Origin of the sequence: Actinobacillus genomosp. 2 (assembly GCF_029773605.1) — a bacterium.
Taxonomy (GTDB): Bacteria; Pseudomonadota; Gammaproteobacteria; order Enterobacterales; family Pasteurellaceae; genus Actinobacillus.
The window spans coordinates 1,539,886-1,557,104 of the sequence record NZ_CP103807.1 but is presented as its reverse complement, the minus strand read 5'-3'; the positions used below and the strand labels follow the sequence as shown (position 1 = coordinate 1,557,104).

The window sequence follows — 17,219 nt, the reverse complement described above, 5'->3', positions numbered from 1 at the left end:
AATGGAAACCGCTCTTAGTGCAAGTCCTGCAGAGAAAATGCAAAAACCACTAAAAAAGAAAAAAAATTGGGTAAAAAAACTTAATCCCTTACTTTGGATAACTGTCGTTATTCCTACGGCTTTGTCTGCATTTTATTTTGGTTCTGTCGCTTCCGATATTTATATTTCAGAATCCAGTTTTGTGGTGAGATCACCGAAAAACCAATCATCTATGACAGGTTTCGGTGCTTTATTACAAGGCTCTGGGTTTTCCCGTTCACAGGACGATACTTATACCGTACAGGAATATATGCGTTCACGTACCGCCCTTGATCAATTACTGAATGAATTACCGATTCGAGAATACTATGAGAATCAAGGCGATATTATCGCTCGTTTTAACGGCTTTGGTTTCAATGGCAGTAAAGAGGCTTTCTATAAATATTTTCGTGAACGTTTAGATGTAAATTTTGATTCCGTTTCCGGTATTGCGAGTTTACGTATTCGAGCCTTTAACGCCGAAGAAGGGCAAAAAATTAATGAAAAATTACTCCTAGAGGGTGAAACATTAATTAACCGACTAAATGAACGTGCAAGGAAAGATACCATTTCATTTGCAGAAGAAGCAGTAAAAGATGCAGAAAAAAATGTAAATTCGACCGCTAGTGCATTAAGTAAATACCGTATCAAAAATAAAATTTTTGATTTACCTGCACAATCTGGCGTGCAACTTTCCTTAATTTCAAGTTTAAAAAGTGAATTAATTCGAGTTGAAACCCAGTTAGCACAATTGCTTTCTATTACGCCGGATAACCCTCAGGTTGAAGCATTACAAATGCGTCAAAAAAGTTTAAAAGCTGAAATTGAGCAACAATCCAAACAACTTTCTGGGAATAATAGTAGCTCAATTGCAACTCAAACTGCCGATTATCAACGTTTAGTATTAGCAAATGAATTAGCACAACAGCAATTAACTGCGGCGTTAACCTCATTGCAAAATACTAAAAATGAGGCGGATCGCCAGCAACTCTATTTAGAAGTTATCAGTAAGCCAAGCAAACCGGATTGGGCGGAAGAGCCTTATCGCTTATATAATATTTTAGCGACCTTCTTTATCGGTTTCATGCTTTATGGTGTATTAAGTTTATTACTTGCAAGTGTGAGAGAGCATAAAAACTAATGCAATACGGTGATCAAACAACTTTTCGTCAATCTCTGATGATTCAAATCCGAGTCATCGGAGCATTGCTTATGCGAGAGATTATTACTCGGTATGGGCGGCAAAATTTAGGATTCCTATGGCTATTTGTCGAACCGCTCTTATTAACTTTCCTAATTGTGTTAATGTGGAAATTTATTCGTGCGGATCGAGTTTCCGATCTAAATATGATTGCATTTGTTCTCAGCGGCTATCCAATGGCAATGATGTGGCGTAATGCCTCAAATCGTACAATAGGTGCTATTTCAGGAAATTTAAGTTTGCTTTATCACCGTAATGTACGAGTATTAGATACATTGTTGGCTCGAGTGATACTCGAAGTCGCTGGTGCAACGATTGCCCAAATTATTATTATGGCATTCTTAATTCTGATCGGTTGGATTGAAATGCCAAAAGATGTGTTCTATATGGTTATGGCATGGGTATTAATGGCATTTTTTGCTTTAGGACTTGGTTTAATTATTTGTTCTATTGCACAGAAATTTGATGCTTTCGGTAAATTATGGGGAACGCTAAGTTTTGTGCTATTACCCATTTCAGGTGCATTTTTCTTTGTTCACGCACTACCGAGTCAAGTACAGCAATATGCAACCTTATTACCAATGATTCACGGTACGGAAATGTTTCGTCACGGTTATTTCGGCGATAGTGTGACGACTTATGAAAGCATAAGTTACTTAGTAGCATGCGATTTAGTTATGCTATTCTTCGGCTTGATCATGGTAAACAACTTTAGTAAAGGCATCGAACCACAATGATTAGCGTACAAAATGTGAGTAAAGATTACTATACTCGAAGCGGTAAAAAAACCGTATTGCAAGATATTAATTTTGAACTGAAAAAAGGCGAGAAAATTGGTATTTTAGGGCGAAACGGTGCAGGTAAATCAACCCTAATCCGTTTGTTAAGTGGTGTTGAGCCACCAACATCTGGTACTATCGAGCGACAAATGTCAATCTCTTGGCCACTTGCCTTTAGCGGTGCGTTCCAAGGTAGCTTAACCGGTATGGATAACTTACGCTTTATTTGTCGTATCTATAATGCGGATATTGATTATGTGAAAGCATTTACCGAAGAATTTTCTGAATTAGGTGATTATTTATATGAGCCGGTTAAGAAATACTCCTCCGGTATGAAAGCACGTCTTGCTTTTGCTTTATCGCTGTCAGTTGAGTTTGATTGTTACTTAATTGATGAAGTAATTGCGGTAGGTGACTCTCGTTTTGCGGCAAAATGTAAGTATGAATTATTTGAAAAGCGTAAAGATCGTTCAATTATTTTAGTTTCACATAGCCCGTCTGCAATGAAAGAATATTGCGATAATGCAATGGTATTAGATAAAGGGATTATGTATAAATTTGAGAATATGGACGAGGCTTATAAGTTCTATAACTCAACGCTTTAATAGTCCACGCACATATCCCCTCTTTACTAAAGAGGGGGGATTTCCTTTAAAGGTCAAAAACCTAATTTAACGCCGTCTGTACGTAACGATAACCACCATTCTCTTGCGGAACAAACTCAAATAAATGCGTGATGCAATTTGGGGCGTCAGCATCTTGGTGTGAAACAAATAGCAACTGGGTTTGGCTATTAGTCACAAGCTGTTCGATAAACTGTTTAACCAATTTGCGGTTTACACCGTCCAAACCTTGCAGCGGTTCGTCTAAAATCAAAATCGGCGGATGTTTTACCATAGCTCGAGTAATCAATAATAAACGTTGTTGTCCCCATGAAAGTGAACGGAACGGTTTTTTCGCCAGATTGGCTAAATGCAAGCGTTCCAGCCATTCCATTGCTTTGAGCTGTAAGGCACTCGGTACTTGTTGATAAACACCGATTGAATCAAAAAAGCCGGATAAAATCACATCTAACGCCGAGCAATTCACCCGATAATCCATATGTAATTGGCTACTCACATAGCCGATATTTTTCTTAATCTCCCAAATCGTTTCGCCCGAACCACGCTGACGTCCGAATAAATGTACGTAATTAGCATAGGCTTGCGGATGGTCACCGGTAATAATCGAAAGCAAGGTCGATTTGCCGGCTCCGTTCGGGCCTTTAATCCACCAATGTTGTTTTGGGGCAACTGTCCAAGTCAGATCATCAATAATGGTTTTTTCGCCGTAACGAATCATCACATTTTTCAATTCGAACGGATTGGTATTCGGAGGGAGTTGAATCAGCGGTGCAGCACTGTCCGGCAATGGTGCATTCACATTTTGTTCTGCAAATTTTAGCTGAGAATAGACCGCTTGTTGCTCAATCGCTTGGCGTTCGCCTTGTAAAATCAGTTGCAGATTATCCAATAAGGCAATATGTGTAGCACAGTCTGGGATGTCGTTAAAACGGTTAGAAATCAGTACCACCGCCATTTGCTTGCCGAGTTGTGCCATCACGTCTTGCCAATAAGCGACCGAGGCTTGGTCTAACCCTTCGAAAGGCTCATCTAGAATCAATAAATCCGGTTCACTAACCAACATTTGGCAAAATAACACTTTGCGGCTTTCGCCGGTCGAGAGCTGAATAAACGGGCGATCTAATAACGGTTGAATGCGTAACTTCGCTGCATATTCTTCGCATAACTGTGTTTTTTCGCTACCGTTTAAGATAATTTGACGGGCGGTTAAACCGAAATCATCCGGTGAAACCATATCATTATTTCGGCTTTTAAAAATTTGCTCAATGATCTTTTGTTGCTGCTCAAAAGAAAGTAAAGCGATATGTTGGAAGCTATTTTGGTATTCGCCCGAATATAGTGAAAGTGAATGGTGTAGTGCTTGGGTGAAGGCGGTTTTACCCGATCCGTTACCGCCGACAATTACCCAAAAATCGTGAGTACTGATCTCAAGCGATTCAATCGACAGTTTATTGTGCTGAGCAAGGGAAAATAGAGCGTTTTGGATGTTGATGTTTGGCATATTGTGTTCCTGTTATGACGGAAAACACAACGCCAATGGAATAATTATTAGGGGTGTGCGTTATGTTTTCCAGCTTCATCTTTTAGAGTTGTTTACCTACTGCAAACCAATCGGCACGTCCGTTAAGGAAGTCTTGTACGGACATCGGTTTTTTACCGGAAGGTTGTAATTGCGTGATATTTAACACTCCATCTTGCGTTGCAATTTGAATGCCGTTTTTATCCGCTTGTAATACCGTACCGGCAGCTTTAGCTTGATGCGGTAACACATTCGCTTGATACACTTTCACATTTTGTTCTACACCGTCCACCTCTAGCGAGAGGAAGCTAATCGGCCATGGGTTAAACGCTCGAATATTGCGCTCCAGCTGACAAGCGGTCAAATTCCAGTCTAATTTTGCTTCTTCTTTTGAGAGTTTTTCCGCATAGTTGGAAAGCGCTTCATCTTGTTTTTCCGCTTTAAACGTTTGGCTTTCTAAACCGTTTAACACCTCTAATAATGCCGGCGGTGCAAGTTCGGCTAATTTGGCATATAACGAAGCGGAGGTTTCATCTGTGGCAATCGGTGTGGTAACTTTGTGTAACATATCACCGGTATCTAAGCCGATATCCATTTGCATAATGGTCACGCCGGTTTCCTGATCGCCCGCCCAAATCGAACGTTGAATCGGTGCTGCACCACGCCAGCGAGGTAATAATGAGCCGTGTACATTTAAGCAACCGTATTTCGGAGCATTCAGTACCGCTTCCGGTAGGATTAAACCGTAAGCCACCACAACCATTACATCGGCATTTAGTGCTTTTAATTCCGCTTGTGCTTCTTCTTTACGTAGGGATTTTGGTTGATATACCGGAATATTATGTTGTTCGGCTAATTGTTTAACCGAGCTAGCCTGCAATTTTTTGCCTCTGCCGGCAGGTTTGTCCGGTTGGGTATAAACCGCAATTACATTATGTTCTGAATCTAATAACGCTTGTAAGTGTTGTGCGGCAAAATCAGGTGTGCCGGCAAAAATAATATTAAGTTTTGACATGATTTTTCGTTAATAAGTGAATGGATAACGGAATTGTAACAGAAGAAATGTGGCAACTGTGTTTTGTGCGACATATTTTTAGACACTTAGAGCCACAGGGTGGCTTACTCAGCTAGAGGCTGATCGTAACCACGTACGACTTGCCGTGCGTGGTATTAGCTTACCCCTCTCCCTGATTTTTCTTCTATACGAAGAAAAATCTATCCCTCTTCCACAAGGGGCGAGGGTGATCATTTAAATAAAGGAACTCGAGAGGGACGTGTGCCATCATCAATACGATTTATCCTGTATCAACTTACAACCAACCACGCTCTTTATAATATTTTACTGCACCTGAATGGAGCGGAGCGGAGAGGGCATTTTTGACCATTTCCGTTTCGGATAAATGAGCAAATGCCGGATGCGATTTTTTGAAGCGATCAAAGTTTTCAAATACCGCTTTCACCACTCGGTAAACCTGTTCTTCACTCATATCGCTGGAAGTGACTAAGGTTGCATAAACCCCGAAAGAATCGACCGCTTGTTCAACACCTTTATACACTTTAGCCGGAATGGTCGCTTTAGCGTAATAACTTTGATCAGCGACTAATTTGCTCACCACTTCATCGGTAACCGGAATCAAGCGAATATCGCAACTATTCGCGGTTTCTTTTAACGCTGCATTCGGGTGACCGACATTATAGCTAATCGCATCCACATCTTTTTCGCATAATGCGTTACCCATTTCAGCCGGTGTGAGTTTTAACGCTTCTTTAAAATTCGATTCCGTCCAGCCTTTGGTTTTGAGTAATACATTCATTGTTGCTTGTGTACCGGAACCATCCACGCCGACATTGACTTTTTTACCTTGCAAATCATCGACTGATTGAATAGCGGAATCGTTGCGTACGACTAAGGTAAACGGCTCGGGATAAATCGAGAAAATCGCTCGTAATTTGTCGTTCTGTTTGCCTTCAAATGAACTGGTACCGTGATAAGCATGATATTGCCAATCCGACTGCACAATCCCCATTTCTAACTGACCATTGGCAATTTTATTCAGATTATCGACCGAAGCATCGCTGGCTAAGGCTTTACAAGCGGTGTGATTTTCGCTGCGATTGACAAATTGGCAAATTGCATTACCGGTCACAAAATAAAGTCCGCTGTCACTACCGGTACCTAATTTAAGTGTGGTTTGTTCTGCGTGAACAATCCCTGTAAGCAATAAACCGGCTAAAAGGGAAAGTTTATAAGATATTTTCATAGAGAACCCCTCAAAATAGAATTGTATTTGCTCCTTGAAGATATACTTTTTTGTACAATATATGCAACTTTTTTCTCCATTTTTTATACATAAGCGGTCTGTTTTCGCCAAATTTCTCCAAATTCAGGTATGATCATTAATTTGTACATTCGTTGGCTAAGTTTATGGAATATTTTATCCCTCAAAAAACGGTTATTTTTGAAGAAGAGATCAAAAAAAGTCGTTTTCTCACTTATCTTGCCCATACTGATGGTATGGAACAAGCAAAAGCGTTTGTGGCAGAAATTAAAACGCTACATCCTCAGGCACGTCATTGGTGTTGGGCAACCGTTGCCGGCACACCGAATGATTCACAACAATATGGTTTTTCTGATGACGGTGAACCGTCGGGAACAGCCGGTAAACCGATGCTAAATTATTTACTCGGCTCCGGGCTAGGCGAAATTACTGCGGTTGTCGTGCGTTATTATGGCGGTGTGCTATTAGGTACGGGGGGGTTAGTCAAAGCCTATGGCGGTGGTGTGCAACAAGCATTATTACAACTGGAGAAACAGCGAAAAGTATTGCGTCAGAATTTTTGCTTGGTCTGTGAATACGACCAGTTTAATAGCTTACAACATATGATAAACGAATATGATATTTTGACTCTCGATCAGCAATTTAGCGATAAAATTGCAGTCACGTTAGCCATTAATCCAGCGGAACTTAATCTGTTTACTCAGCAAATTACTCAACGTTTTGCCGGAAAACTTGTGCTTACAAAAGACAAAGAATCAGAGCAAGCAAAGTAATTCAATGTATTCATGGTGACTTTTTGCTAAAATCTCCCAAAACTTAACCGCTTATAAATCGCCTATCCCAATTAAACTGAGGTTTTTGTGCAATTTTTATCCATTATTCGTATTGTCGGCATCTTGATTATGAGCTTCTCTTTCACGATGTTACTTCCGGCTTTTGTCGCCTTAATTTATGGCGATGGTGGCGGTCGAGAATTTCTGCAATCTTTTTTGCTGACGTTTAGCGTAGGAACATTACTTTGGTGGTTTAGCCGCCATCAAAAAAATGAATTGCGTTCACGTGAAGGTTTTTTAATTGTGGTGCTATTCTGGGTGGTACTTGGCTCATTAGGGGCAGTTCCATTTATCATTTTAGAACATCCTAATCTCAATCTCAGCGAATCCATTTTTGAGTCTTTTTCGGGGCTAACCACCACCGGTGCGACAGTAATCACCGGCTTAGACAATCTCCCGAAAGCGATCTTATTTTATCGCCAGTTTTTACAATGGTTGGGCGGTATGGGAATCATCGTCTTAGCGATTGCGATTATTCCATTAATCGGTTTAGGTAAGCTCTATCGGGCAGAAATGCCGGGGCCGTTAAAAGATCAAAAAATGCGTCCTCGCATAGCAGAAATATCCAAACTGCTATGGCAAATTTATTTTACGCTGACCGTTTTATGTGCCTTAGCCTTTAAAATGGCAGGAATGAGCTGGTTTGATGCGATTTGTCACAGTTTTGCTACCATTGCTATCGGTGGATTTTCTACCCATGATGCCAGTATGGGCTATTTTGATAGTACCGTGATTAATATTATTACCGTGGTGTTTTTACTGATTTCATCGATTAACTTCGGCTTACATTTTGCCTTAATTGATCAACTAAAAGATAAAAATAACAAACTCACCGGTAATATTTTTAAACGATTGTATTGGAAAGATTATGAATTTCGCTCTTTTGCGGTGATTCAATTAGGGTTATTTGTCATTTGCTTTTTAATTCTGCTTGCCCATAACTATTTTGAAAACTCTCAAATTACATTTCAACACGCGTTATTTCAGTCAGTATCCATTTCAACTACAGCCGGTTTTACCACGAATGATTTCAGCCAATGGCCGTCATTTCTACCGATATTATTAGTGATGGCATCCTTTATTGGCGGTTGTGCAGGCTCTACCGGAGGCGGCTTGAAAGTGATTCGAGTAATGTTGTTATATTTACAGGCAAACCGAGAAATCCACCGTTTCGTACATCCAAATTCCGTAAAACCGATTAAATTAGGGGCACATATTTTCTCAGAGCGTATCGAAGAAGGTATTTGGGCATTTTTCTCCGCTTATGTCTTTGTGTTTATTGTCTGCTGGCTCGGTTCAATCGCCTTCGGTATGGAAACCTTTGATGCCTTTAATGCCGTTGTCGCTTCACTAAATAATTTAGGCCCAGCATTAGGTAGTGTTAGCTCAAACTTTACCCAAGTGCCAGATGGTGCGAAATGGATACTCACGATCGCAATGGTATGCGGACGTTTAGAAGTATTTACACTCTTAGTAATTTTAAGTCCGGTATTCTGGAAAGACTAAGCGACAATGGTCGCCTATTATGGAACAAATCAATGAAAACACTTATTCTCTATTTTACGACTGACGGTCAAACCAAACGTATCGCAGATAAATTAGCACAAGAAATAAACCACGAAGTCGAACTGATTTCATTACAAGCACAAGCGGTCAATTTTGCCGAGAAACTTGCAAATGCAGATCAAATCGTCATCGGTGCATCAATTCGTTACGGACATTTTAATGATTTAGTCTATCAATTTATCGAACAACATCATCAGGTTTTAAATCAAAAACCTTCTGCATTTTTTAGCGTAAATCTGACCGCTCGTAAAGACAACCGCAAAACGCCGGAAACTAACACTTATACCCGCAAGTTTCTTGCTAGAATCAAGTGGCAACCGACTCAAATAGAAGTGATTGCCGGTGCGTTACTTTATCCACGCTATACCTTGCTCGACAGATTATGTATTCAACTCATTATGAAGTTAACCAAAGGTGAAACCGATGCAAGTAAAGAATATGAATACACCGATTGGCAACAAGTGAGTCGATTCGGACAAAACTTAAACCAAATTAGTTAAGTGTAAATTTAGTTAAAAGTGTTAATAATTTATTAACACTTACTCTATAATTGAATACTTATTGCCCAATTTGGGTGTGTGTTTAAGAAAAAGGAAAAGCAATGAGCATTTTAAAAGAATTCCGTGAATTTGCGGTAAAAGGTAACGTAGTAGATATGGCTGTCGGTGTAATCATCGGTGGTGCATTTGGTAAAATCGTATCATCATTAGTAAGTGACGTAGTCATGCCACCTATCGGTTGGTTAATCGGCGGCGTAGATTTTAAAGATCTTGCGGTTGAAATCGCACCAGCAAAAGAAGGTGCTGAAGCGGTCATGTTAAAATACGGTGCTTTCATTCAAAATATTTTTGATTTCTTAATTATCGCAATCGCAGTATTCGGTATGGTTAAAGTAATTAACAAACTGAAAAAACCAGCAGAAGCTGCACCAGCGGAACCAACAGCACAAGAAAAATTATTAACTGAAATTCGTGATTTATTAAAAAATAAACAAAACTAAATAAGAAAGAGCTATGGCTCATCTTATCCAAAGATTAAAACGGCGAGCATTAGCTCGCCGTTTTTGGTTGAGAAATAGGCTAATTAAAAGCCTCATTAGAAAGCTAATTTATATACTTCCAATATTTCTTCCGCCGTACAATCTCTCGGATTTCCCGGCGTACATACGTCGTTAAACGCATCAATAGAAAGCGCAACCAAATCATCTTCTTTTACTCCGATTTGTGAAAGTTTTTCCGGAATCCCAACATCTATCGCAAGCTGTTTTACCGCTGCTACCGCCGCATCACGGTATTCCGCTTGAGTCATTTCATCCACGCCTTTCACGCCCATCGCGCGTGCGATTTCACGATATTTCTCACCCGTGTAATTTTTATTAAATTCCATCACATAAGGCAATAACACCGCATTTGCGATACCGTGCGGCGTATCGTAATAAGCAGAAAGAGGATGTGCCATTCCGTGTACTACACCCAAACCGACATTTGAGAAACCCATACCGGCAACATATTGACCAAGAGCCATTCCCTCACGCCCTTGCGGATCATTTTCTACTGCACCACGTAAGCTACGAGCAATAATTTCAATCGCTTTTAAATGTAACGCATCGGTTAATTCCCACGCTGCTTTAGTGATATATCCCTCGATTGCATGCGTTAACGCATCCATACCTGTTGCCGCAGTTAAGGCTTTCGGCATAGAAGACATCATATCCGGATCAACTACTGCAACTGCCGGTACATCATGTACGTCCACACAAACAAACTTACGTTTTTTCTCCTCATCAGTAATCACATAATTAATCGTAACCTCTGCTGCCGTACCTGCGGTAGTCGGTACTGCAATGATAGGAACACATTTTTGATGCGTTGGTGCAACGCCTTCAAGCGATAACACATCGCTAAATTCCGGGTTATTGATAATAATACCGATTGCCTTTGCACTATCAATTGGCGAACCGCCACCGATAGCAATCAGATAATCCGCACCAGATGTTTTAAATTTTTCCACACCGGCTTTGATCACATCTACCGAAGGATTCGCCTTTACTTCATCAAAAATTTCATACGGCAATCCTGCCACATCTAATAAATCAGTTACTTTTGAAGCGACGTTATACTTAATTAAATCTTTATCAGTTACCACTAACGCCTTTTTGAAACTGCGACTTTTGACTTCATACACAATATGCTGAATCGCACCTTTACCATGGTAACTGGTTTCATTCAGAATCAAACGATTTGACATAAAATATTCCTTCTTAAAGTTAAAAATTCATTTTCCGATAAGGAAGGTAAGCGGTCTTATTTTCCGATTTTCTTGCAAATTTTATGGAAAACTCGACCGCTTGATGGCTCCTTTTATCTCTATTTGACTAACACTTTCCAGCAACGGAAACCGTAGATAGCGATAGCGACGAAGCAAATTAACGGTAGGATAAATGAGAAGTTTACCGCCGGCATACCCGCAACCGTACCCATATCGATAATCGAACCTTGAAGCGGAGGCATTAACGCACCGCCCACGATAGCCATCACTAAACCAGCCGCACCGAGTGCCGATTCTTCGCGTTGACCGTCAAGTGCAATACCATAAATAGTCGGGAACATTAGTGACATAAAACTGGACGTTAATACAAGGCAATATAAACCGCTCATACCATCAATAAACATAACCCCTAAGATGCTGAAAAAACCACCGACTGCAAAGAGGAATAACATTAATTCCGCTTTAAGATATTTCATTATCGCTGTACTAATAAAGCGACTACTGATAAAGAGAGCCATTGCCGCAATATTCCAGTTTTGTGCTTCTGCTTTAGTTAAGCCAAGACGTTCCGCATATTGGATAATGAAGGTCCAACACATAATTTGCACACCGACATAGAATACTTGTGCAATCACACCTTCACGATAGCGTGCATTTTTAATTAAGCGACCAAAGGATTCTTTGACTGAGATTTTGCCGTGTTCATCCATTTTGGTTGCCGGCATTTTGTAAAGTGCGATAATGATAAATACCACTAATACCACAATACCAATCGCCACATACGGGTTACGAATCATCGCTAAGTCATTAGTTCTCACTACCGCTTTTTCTGCTGCTGATAAGCTATTGAACAGTAAGTTACCTGCTGCATCACGTTTTTCCGATTCAAGGTTAGTTAAAACGATTTGTGAAGCAACAAACATACCGGTAATGGAACCAAGCGGATTAAAAGATTGTGCTAAATTTAAACGACGAGTTGCCGTTGCTGGATCGCCCATAGAAAGGATGAATGGATTCGCAGTAGTTTCTAAGAACGCTAAGCCGAAAGTAAGAATATAAAGCGACCAAAGGAAGAACGAGAATTGTTCATATTTTGCCGCTGGGATAAACAGGAACGCCCCAATGGCATAGAGAGCTAACCCTAATAAAACGCCGGCTTTATAGTTATAACGGCTAGCAAACAATGCAGCCGGAATTGCCATAGTACCGTAACCACCATAGAACGCAAATTGTACAAGTGCGGCTTCAGAAGCTGGGATTTCCATTACAGTTTGGAAAACCGCTACCATTGGGTTAGTAATATCATTTGCGAACCCCCAAAGGGCAAATAGCGTGGTGATTAGAATAAAAGGCACCACAAATTTTTTCTCAAGAACCTTAGCTGTCATAGGACGTTCCTTCTTAATAGTTTATGGATATGTCATTACATTTCTCGATTACATTTATTTTTCTTCGACCCAAGAACCGTAAGATTTAAATTTCTCTAATACGGTTTGCATCTCCTCTTTGGATAAAGTCGGAAGTGGTCTGCCTGTTGCCAATAGTTTTAAATACCACTCTGCAATCACCTCAACTTCGTGGGCAATACCTAATGCTTTATCCAAAGTTTTATCTGCGGTAATTAAGCCGTGATGAGCGAGTAAAATCGCTTTACTTTGTTTGATTCCCTCACGCACATAATCGGCTAATTTATGTGTACCGAAAGTGGCATAAGGTACACAAGGGATATGATCAGTTCCGGTACACGCAATCATATAGTGGATAGCCGGAATATCTTCGCCAAGAATAGAAGCGGCAGCACAATTTAATGCGTGATTATGCACAACCGCATTTAATTCCGGACGTGCTTCATATACCGCTAAATGGAATTGCCATTCGCTTGATGGTAATTTACCGCCTTCATGTTTACCGTTTTTATCCACATAAACGATACTGTCTTCCGTCATCTGTTCATACGGCGTACCGGTCGGGGTAATTAACATTCCGTCCTGATAACGTACGCTGACATTACCAGCTGTTCCTTGGTTTAAACCAAGGCGAGTCATTTCAAGGCAAGTATCAATTATTTGTCGAGCTAGTTCTCTGCGATTCATAGTGAACTCCTTTAATTTTTTTATGATGAATTTTGTTGACTGTTTTAAATCTTACTTAACGGGCGTAACCCCTTTTTTGATGATAATGTTGCCGTATTTTGCCAATTCGCCGGTAATGACTACGGCATAAGCCGTTTTTGCACGGTCATAAAAGGCAAAACGTTCAACCCGTTCTACTTTCGGTGCAGTACCGTTTACTTTTCTAATCGCGGCTAAATAGCGTTCTTCGACACTCGAATCCAACGTATCGCCCGGTACGGCTTGCATCATTGATAAGGGAGCATCAACATATTGATCAAATTCAAACAGTGCCGAAATTCCTTCTAATAAAGTGGCGACACCGATACCGTCCGCACGGATAACCTTTGAATGAATCGAATGTGCAGGGAAATGGGCATCGGAAAGCACTAACTCATCACCGTGTCCCATTTCTGCTAACACTTTGAGTAACTCGGGCGAAATTGCCGAATGAATACCTTTTAACATTTTGAACTCCTGTTTTTTCCTAGAACTGATGCCTAAAATTTCAGCAATCGGTCGTTTTTAGGCAACACTTTGCAAAGCCGGCAAGAAATTTAACCGCTTGCAGCTAAAATTATTAGGGATTCGTCACTTAATGATTATTGATAAAACTGACTGTTATTAGATGGTTCAACTCGCTGTACATTTGGTTTCATTGCCTGTTGTGCTTGTTCAGGAGATGAGAATACGCCTGCACCGGCAAAGGTAAACATTGCTGCACCTAATACGGTACTTTCAGGAAAATCAACCACATCAAGCGGTCGATTTAATACATCGGCACGAATTTGATTCCAAAGAGCGTTCTTTGAACCGCCACCGACACAAATCAAACTTTCCGCATTAAATTGTCCGACTTGCTCTAATACAGCTAAACCTGCTTTCAAGCGATACGCCATATATTCCAATCCGGCACGGTAAATTTCGCCGCGACTGGTATGCATCGATAAACCGGTTATCGATCCGCTTTCTGTTGTCGTCCCGTCAAAATTACCGACTAATTTCACACCGTTCGCACCTGCCGGTACAGATTGTGCTTCGGTAATCATCGTGCTGTAATAATTATCCTGACCGACCACATCGGCAAAGAAGCGTTTACCGAGCCACTCCATTACGCCTGAAGCAACCCACTGCACACCAGGATTAAACGCACCGGATCTACTATCAAATTCAATCGTTAATCCGTGATTAACGAATTGCCATTCCGGTTTAGCTTGTTGGCAACGTGACATTAAAATTTCCCAAGTTCCTGAACTTAATACCGGCTGGTTGTAACCCGCTCCGGAACCGAAAATGGCAAATTGTGTATCGTGACCGCAAGAAATTACCGGAATTTGATCGCTTAAACCGAGTTGTTCAGCTAACTCTGTCGTCAATGTGCCAATCACTTCACCGGCACTTTTCATTGGTGGAAAATGTGCTTCCGTTAAATCCAATAACGCTAAAACATCTTTATCCCAATGATCATTTTCGATATTAGTCATCATCGAAGTCCCAGCCATAGTGCGGTCGGTGCTTTGCACACCGGTTAAGCGATAAGTCAAAATAGAGGAAATAAACAAGAAACTATCTGCTTGTGCATAAAGTTCCGGTTTATATTGTTTAAGCCATAACAATTTAAACAATGTATTGAAGCTGTAATGTCCTACGCCATTACGTTGATAAAGTGCTTCTACATCAATTTTGTCGGCTAATTCCGCCATAATCGGTAAGGTACGAGGGCATTTCCAAGAGATAATCGGATAAAGCTGGTTGCCGGCTTTATCAAAAATCGTGCCGTCCACTCCAAAAGTTGTCACGGAAATCCCTACGATAGATTGGCGTTGTAATTCTGAAAGTTGTGAAAGGGTGTTTTTTGCACACTGCATCAATTTCTGCCAAATTTCTTCAATATCCCAAATGTGATAATCCGGGCTTTCTTCCTGGCTTGGGTATTATTGGCAAGATGTTGCATAGCAAGAATTTTACCGTACTGATCAATGGCAATGGTACGTAGATTAGTTGCACCGCAGTCAAAAATAAGGGCAATAGACATAAATATTATTCTCCCTTTACTTCCCTTCTAAAGTGGGTAACACCCCCTCCCCCGTAAAGGGAGAGGGAAGATATTTTTTATTTATATAATGGACCAAAGTTTGCACAAGCACGGTAATCTTGGCCTTCTTTATCTTGACCGAAACCGTTCCAAGCACTTGGACGGAAAACATCTTTATCTTCAACGTTATGCATACATACCGGAATACGTAACATTGAAGCTAAAGTAATTAAGTCCGCACCCACGTGACCGTAAGTCGCTACACAGTGGTTTGCACCCCAGTTCGCCATCACGCTATATACATCGGTAAACGCACCTTTACCGGTTAAACGAGGGACGAACCAAGTACAAGGCCATGTTTGGTCGGTACGTTTGCTTAAGGTTTCGTGTACGTGTTGAGGTAATTCGACTGACCAACCTTCTGCGATTTGTAATACAGGACCAAGACCTTTAATAATGTTGATACGGTGCATAGTGAACGGCATACCGCCTTTGGTTAAGAATTGAGAAGATAAACCGCCGCCACGGAAGTATTCGTGTACAGCCGGACACCAACGTGTATTTTCTAAGCAACGTTTACCATCTTCTTCGGTCACTTCCCAAGCCGGTTTAATAACCGGATTGCCGTCTTTATCCGTATGCTGACCGGTACCATCTAATGCAGCCGAACCAGAGTTTAATAGGTGTAAGAAACCACTTTCTGGACGCCAGCCGGTTACACGTTCAACTGAATCTTCACTCCAATAGGTACGAACGTCTGCAAAAATTTGTGCTTGACCGGTTAATTGGTTTGCCAACAACATACCGACACCATTTAATGAGTCATTTTCAGTAGCTAAAATGTGCGGTGCACGTACACCGTTCCAGTCATAAGTCGAATTTAGAATCGCTTCCATAAAGTCGCCGTTAGGTAAATGGTCGGTCCATTGGCGTTGTCCTTGGAAACCAGCTGCCACAGCGTTATGACCCATTGATTCTTCTACATAACCGAGTTCGGCTAAACGTGGATTGCCCACCATTAAGTCACGTCCGATAATGGTCATTTTCACCACATCTTCCCAAAGTTTGGCCCGTTCTTCCGGACTACGTTGGTTTTGTGGAGCATTTACATCAATACCGTCTTTGCAATATTGCTCTACCCAGCTCATCGCAAGTTTAAATTCTTCTTCATCGTAAATTTTTCGATCTAAACGGCGTTTAATTTCAGTCATATCAACGTATTCGTTACGCATACCGAGGTATTCTTGGAAGAACGGTTGATTTACGATAGAACCGGCAATCCCCATTGAAACGGAACCGATTGACAAATAAGATTTGCCGCGGATATTCGCAACCGCTAAACCGGCACGTGCGAAACGTAATAATTTTTCACGAACATCTGCCGGAATAGACTGATCATTCGCCTCTTGAACTTCCGTACCGTAGATTGAGAATGCCGGTAAACCTAATTGGCTATGTCCTGCTAATGCTGCGGCTAAATAGACAGCTCCCGGACGTTCGGTACCGTTAAAGCCCCAAATCGCTTTCGGCATATGCGGATCCATATCGATGGTTTCCGAACCGTAACACCAGCAAGGGGTAACGGTAATTACTGCCCCTACGTTTTCGTGTTTAAATTTCTCAGCACAAGCTGCTGCTTCCGCAACACCACCGATAGTTGTGTCTGCAATCACACATTCAACAAAATCACCGTTCGGATGACGAATTTCCGATTGCAATAATTCGGCAACCGCTTTTGCCATATTCATTGTTTGTTCTTCTAAAGATTCACGAACCCCCATACGGCGACCGTCAATTGTAGGGCGGATACCAATTTTTACTGGAGTTGATTTCAAGGTTGTCATAATAAAATCTCCTGATTGGTTGAAAGAAAAGAGAAATGAGTGTTTCGACAAGGGCTATTATGCACAGAGAAGATTTTTAACAAAGGAATACTCCAAACTCGTTATAAATTTGTGAGTACGATCACAGAAATCAGCATTTTTTT

15 protein-coding genes and 1 pseudogene are annotated in these 17,219 nt (G+C 40.9%); 7 read left to right on the top strand and 9 right to left on the bottom strand.

Features of this window, described 5'->3' with window-relative positions; all coding sequences use genetic code 11:
• The first annotated feature begins 1 nt into the window (after position 1).
• Genes NYR60_RS07800 through NYR60_RS07790 form a run of 3 tightly spaced genes read left to right on the top strand, consistent with a single transcriptional unit; the run spans position 2 to position 2,603 of the window.
• Positions 2-1,159, top strand: coding sequence for a capsule biosynthesis protein (locus NYR60_RS07800; protein ID WP_279466549.1), 1,158 nt, complete (start codon positions 2-4; stop codon positions 1,157-1,159).
• Positions 1,159-1,956 carry an ABC transporter permease gene (locus NYR60_RS07795; protein WP_279466548.1) on the top strand — a complete coding sequence of 266 codons (798 nt, stop codon included), beginning with the start codon at positions 1,159-1,161 and terminating at the stop codon, positions 1,954-1,956. Before NYR60_RS07800 ends, NYR60_RS07795 begins: the two co-directional genes overlap by 1 nt.
• Positions 1,953-2,603: an ABC transporter ATP-binding protein gene (locus tag NYR60_RS07790; RefSeq protein ID WP_279466547.1), complete on the top strand. Its 651-nt coding sequence runs from the start codon at positions 1,953-1,955 to the stop codon at positions 2,601-2,603. Before NYR60_RS07795 ends, NYR60_RS07790 begins: the two co-directional genes overlap by 4 nt.
• A 61-nt stretch (positions 2,604-2,664) precedes the next feature.
• Here NYR60_RS07790 and modF read toward each other — a convergent pair whose 3' ends face one another.
• From modF to NYR60_RS07775, 3 genes are all read right to left on the bottom strand, one after another.
• Positions 2,665-4,122: a molybdate ABC transporter ATP-binding protein ModF gene (gene modF / locus NYR60_RS07785; RefSeq protein ID WP_279466545.1), complete on the bottom strand. Its 1,458-nt coding sequence runs from the start codon at positions 4,120-4,122 to the stop codon at positions 2,665-2,667.
• Positions 4,123-4,204: 82 nt separating this feature from the next.
• On the bottom strand, positions 4,205-5,155 hold the full coding sequence (gene fmt / locus NYR60_RS07780) for a methionyl-tRNA formyltransferase (protein ID WP_279466542.1): 951 nt from the start codon (positions 5,153-5,155) through the stop codon (positions 4,205-4,207).
• Positions 5,156-5,450: 295 nt separating this feature from the next.
• Positions 5,451-6,401 carry a TAXI family TRAP transporter solute-binding subunit gene (locus NYR60_RS07775; RefSeq protein ID WP_279466541.1) on the bottom strand — a complete coding sequence of 317 codons (951 nt, stop codon included), beginning with the start codon at positions 6,399-6,401 and terminating at the stop codon, positions 5,451-5,453.
• A gap of 164 nt (positions 6,402-6,565) precedes the next feature.
• On the opposite strand from NYR60_RS07775, the gene NYR60_RS07770 reads away from it, so the two are divergent.
• The 4 genes from NYR60_RS07770 (at position 6,566) to mscL (ending at position 9,818) form a co-directional block, all read left to right on the top strand.
• Entirely contained in the window at positions 6,566-7,192 is a 627-nt protein-coding gene (locus NYR60_RS07770; RefSeq protein WP_279466539.1) for a YigZ family protein, read from the top strand.
• 87 nt (positions 7,193-7,279) lie between these two features.
• Positions 7,280-8,758 carry a TrkH family potassium uptake protein gene (locus NYR60_RS07765; protein ID WP_279466538.1) on the top strand — a complete coding sequence of 493 codons (1,479 nt, stop codon included), beginning with the start codon at positions 7,280-7,282 and terminating at the stop codon, positions 8,756-8,758.
• Between the two features lie 32 nt (positions 8,759-8,790).
• A complete protein-coding gene (gene hemG / locus NYR60_RS07760) occupies positions 8,791-9,318 on the top strand; it encodes a menaquinone-dependent protoporphyrinogen IX dehydrogenase (protein WP_279466536.1) in 528 nt (175 codons plus the stop codon).
• A gap of 101 nt (positions 9,319-9,419) precedes the next feature.
• Positions 9,420-9,818, top strand: coding sequence for a large-conductance mechanosensitive channel protein MscL (gene mscL / locus NYR60_RS07755; protein ID WP_279466535.1), 399 nt, complete (start codon positions 9,420-9,422; stop codon positions 9,816-9,818).
• 95 nt (positions 9,819-9,913) lie between these two features.
• On the opposite strand, the gene fucO is transcribed toward mscL, so the two are convergent.
• The 6 genes and pseudogenes from fucO to fucI all read right to left on the bottom strand — a co-directional run bounded on the left by fucO (position 9,914) and on the right by fucI (position 17,076).
• A complete protein-coding gene (gene fucO, locus NYR60_RS07750) occupies positions 9,914-11,065 on the bottom strand; it encodes a lactaldehyde reductase (protein ID WP_279466534.1) in 1,152 nt (383 codons plus the stop codon).
• A 119-nt stretch (positions 11,066-11,184) separates the two neighbouring features.
• A complete protein-coding gene (gene fucP / locus NYR60_RS07745; RefSeq protein WP_279466532.1) occupies positions 11,185-12,474 on the bottom strand; it encodes an L-fucose:H+ symporter permease in 1,290 nt (429 codons plus the stop codon).
• A gap of 54 nt (positions 12,475-12,528) precedes the next feature.
• Positions 12,529-13,179, bottom strand: a complete 651-nt coding sequence (locus NYR60_RS07740) for an L-fuculose-phosphate aldolase (RefSeq protein WP_279466531.1) — start codon at positions 13,177-13,179, stop codon at positions 12,529-12,531.
• Between the two features lie 51 nt (positions 13,180-13,230).
• The gene (gene fucU, locus NYR60_RS07735; RefSeq protein WP_279466530.1) at positions 13,231-13,665 is read right to left on the bottom strand and encodes an L-fucose mutarotase; all 435 of its coding nucleotides are present in this window, start codon (positions 13,663-13,665) and stop codon (positions 13,231-13,233) included.
• 134 nt (positions 13,666-13,799) lie between these two features.
• Positions 13,800-15,232 (bottom strand): annotated as a pseudogene (gene fucK / locus NYR60_RS07730) (L-fuculokinase).
• A gap of 77 nt (positions 15,233-15,309) precedes the next feature.
• Positions 15,310-17,076: an L-fucose isomerase gene (gene fucI / locus NYR60_RS07725; RefSeq protein ID WP_279466529.1), complete on the bottom strand. Its 1,767-nt coding sequence runs from the start codon at positions 17,074-17,076 to the stop codon at positions 15,310-15,312.
• Positions 17,077-17,219: the final 143 nt, after the last annotated feature.

Coding starts and splice junctions, on each gene's coding strand:
- NYR60_RS07800 (WP_279466549.1), top strand. CDS start 2: ATGGAAACCGCTCTTAGTGCAAGTCCTGCAGAGAAAATGCAAAAACCA.
- NYR60_RS07795 (WP_279466548.1), top strand. CDS start 1,159: ATGCAATACGGTGATCAAACAACTTTTCGTCAATCTCTGATGATTCAA.
- NYR60_RS07790 (WP_279466547.1), top strand. CDS start 1,953: ATGATTAGCGTACAAAATGTGAGTAAAGATTACTATACTCGAAGCGGT.
- modF (WP_279466545.1), bottom strand. CDS start 4,122: ATGCCAAACATCAACATCCAAAACGCTCTATTTTCCCTTGCTCAGCAC.
- fmt (WP_279466542.1), bottom strand. CDS start 5,155: ATGTCAAAACTTAATATTATTTTTGCCGGCACACCTGATTTTGCCGCA.
- NYR60_RS07775 (WP_279466541.1), bottom strand. CDS start 6,401: ATGAAAATATCTTATAAACTTTCCCTTTTAGCCGGTTTATTGCTTACA.
- NYR60_RS07770 (WP_279466539.1), top strand. CDS start 6,566: ATGGAATATTTTATCCCTCAAAAAACGGTTATTTTTGAAGAAGAGATC.
- hemG (WP_279466536.1), top strand. CDS start 8,791: ATGAAAACACTTATTCTCTATTTTACGACTGACGGTCAAACCAAACGT.
- mscL (WP_279466535.1), top strand. CDS start 9,420: ATGAGCATTTTAAAAGAATTCCGTGAATTTGCGGTAAAAGGTAACGTA.
- fucO (WP_279466534.1), bottom strand. CDS start 11,065: ATGTCAAATCGTTTGATTCTGAATGAAACCAGTTACCATGGTAAAGGT.
- fucP (WP_279466532.1), bottom strand. CDS start 12,474: ATGACAGCTAAGGTTCTTGAGAAAAAATTTGTGGTGCCTTTTATTCTA.
- NYR60_RS07740 (WP_279466531.1), bottom strand. CDS start 13,179: ATGAATCGCAGAGAACTAGCTCGACAAATAATTGATACTTGCCTTGAA.
- fucU (WP_279466530.1), bottom strand. CDS start 13,665: ATGTTAAAAGGTATTCATTCGGCAATTTCGCCCGAGTTACTCAAAGTG.
- fucI (WP_279466529.1), bottom strand. CDS start 17,076: ATGACAACCTTGAAATCAACTCCAGTAAAAATTGGTATCCGCCCTACA.